This window comes from Xenorhabdus griffiniae (assembly GCF_015163655.1).
GTDB classification, from domain to species: domain Bacteria; phylum Pseudomonadota; class Gammaproteobacteria; order Enterobacterales; family Enterobacteriaceae; genus Xenorhabdus; species Xenorhabdus griffiniae.
This window is the reverse complement of record NZ_JADEUF010000221.1, coordinates 1-2,144: the sequence shown is the minus strand read 5'-3', so window position 1 is coordinate 2,144 and position 2,144 is coordinate 1. Positions and strand designations below refer to the sequence as shown.

Annotated in this window: 3 protein-coding genes; all 3 read left to right on the top strand. The window is 59.9% G+C overall.

The features are described 5' to 3' along the window. Positions 1-794, top strand: a 794-nt coding sequence (gene tssI / locus IQ211_RS18940; RefSeq protein ID WP_189761322.1) for a type VI secretion system tip protein TssI/VgrG, incomplete at its 5' end; no start/stop codon positions are given. A gap of 95 nt (positions 795-889) precedes the next feature. Beyond that, positions 890-1,309 (top strand): DUF1795 domain-containing protein, encoded by a 420-nt coding sequence (locus IQ211_RS18935; RefSeq protein WP_189761321.1) that lies wholly within the window; start codon positions 890-892, stop codon positions 1,307-1,309. Between the two features lie 12 nt (positions 1,310-1,321). Further along, the coding region (locus tag IQ211_RS18930; RefSeq protein WP_193836461.1) for a PAAR domain-containing protein at positions 1,322-2,144 on the top strand (823 nt) is incomplete at its 3' end.

Below are 2,144 nucleotides of genomic sequence, written 5' to 3'. Positions count from 1 at the left end.
TCCACTTTATCCGCCATAACCAGCACTGGCGCCCGACGCCACTGCCCAAACCGGTCATCGACGGCCCGCAAATCGCCAAGGTCGTGGGGCCGGCCGGCGAAGAAATCTTCTGCGACGCGTACGGGCGGGTGCGCCTGCAGTTCCCGTGGGATCGCTACGGCAAGAGTGATGACCAGAGCTCCTGCTGGATACGCGTCACCCAACCGTGGGCCGGTCAGGGCTGGGGGATGCTGGCGATCCCGCGTATCGGTCAGGAAGTGGTGGTGGATTTTCTGCACGGTGATCCGGATCAACCGATTGTCACCGGCCGCACCTACCATGCCAGCAATATCCCGCCGGGCGGGCTGCCGGGCAGCAAAACCCAGATGGCCTTCCGCTCCAAAACCCACAAGGGTGAGGGCTATAACGAGCTGCTGTTTGAGGATGCGAAAGGCAGCGAGCGGCTGGCATTGCATGCGCAGCGGGACATGGATACCACCGTACTGAATGACCGCAGTACCCGCGTGATGCACGACCATACCGAAAGTGTCGGACACCATCAGGTGCTCAGCGTGCGGGCTGACCGGCATAAAGAAGTCGTCGGCATGGAAGTGAGCAGCATCGGGACCCGGCAGGTCACCGTGGAAAAAACCAGCGTACTCAGTGCCAAAGGACAAATTACCCTTCAGTCCACCGAGAGCGGTATCACCCTCGGCAACACCAAAGGGAGTATCTCGATTGATGCCGACGGCAATATCCATATTACCGGTAATACCGTCATTGTGAACGGAAAAGAGGTCATCACCCTGAACTGATGCCGGGCCGGCCAACAACAGACTGCAACCCGCTCAGCCCGATTTTTGCAGCGGATTGAAGAGCAAATTAGGTAAAAAAAGTAAAAAGGACAATTATGAGCACCCACCTCTACCAAATGAACGAAGGCACCCTGACGCTTCCTGCCGGCTGGCGTGATGAATCGATGCACGTGTTTGTGTTACCGGATGACAGCGGTGTCAATCTGGTGATTAACCGTACGCCGGTGCCGGCCGGCGCCGACCGCCAGGCGTATTATGAACAGACACTGGCACAGTTTGTCACCCACCTGCCGGGGTATCAGGAGCATCAGCGGCAGCAAATAGACCTCAGTGGTGACACCGCGTGGCGGCTGGATTACCAGTGGCAAAGCCCGGAAGGGGAAATGCACCAGACGGTGGTGTTGCAAATCCGGGGCAGCCAGTTGCTGGCGTTTAACCTGACGTCACCGCAACCGTTTGAGGAAGGGCAGCGAACCGCGTTACTGGCGGTTATCACCAGTTTTCAGGCAGCGTGACAGGAGGTCATCATGGGACTGGGTGACGATATTGTCACACGGATTGCCCGTGTGGGGGCCACCCACGCGGTAGGCAGGGTCATGCCACCGTCACAGCCCCGTGGTCCGGCGGCGGCGCGTGAGGGCGATATTATTCAGCATTCGAGTTTTCTGGGTGCGCTGGCGGGGGTTGTCGTCGGGGCTTTGATTGGGGCGGCCGTGTTTGCCGCCGCTTCTGCCGTGATTGTCGGGACCGGCGGGCTGGCCACCGCGGCGGTATTGGCACTCGGCACGGCGGGGACGATGGCACTGGGCGGGTTTATCAGCGATGTCAGTGCGGCGGTCACCAATATGATAGACAGCATCGGGCCACCGGATGGCGCAATAAGCCAGGGTTCACCGAATGTTATCATTGAGGGTAAGCCGGCGGCCCGGACCACCGTGGATTTAGCCGCCTGCAGCAAGCATCCGCCCCCGCTGATCGCGCAGGGCAGTGAATCCGTGTTTATCAACGGTCAGCCGGCGGCGCGTGTCGGTGACAAGCTGGCCTGTGGCGCCACCATCAAGAGTGGCGCCAGTAAAGTCTTTATCGGCAGCGGTCAGGGCACCTATCTGGACATCGCGGAAGAATTTTCTGGCTGGCAACGGGCGTTGCTGATTGCCGTGGAATTTTTAGTGCCGCCGACGCGGGGCATGGGCAAAGGGCTGGGTAAGCTGCTGACCCAAACCGGCCGGCAGGCGGTGCTGGCGGGCGCAAAACAGGGGGCTAAAAAAGCGGGCCATGCCCTGAAGGGCCGGCTGATTTGTGCTAAAACCGCGTTTACCACCCATAAAGGGGTTAAACGTTTCACTCAGG

What these genes read in the sequence shown, in the direction of transcription:
- IQ211_RS18935 (WP_189761321.1), top strand. Translation starts at nt 890, where the DNA reads ATGAGCACCCACCTCTACCAAATGAACGAAGGCACCCTGACGCTTCCT.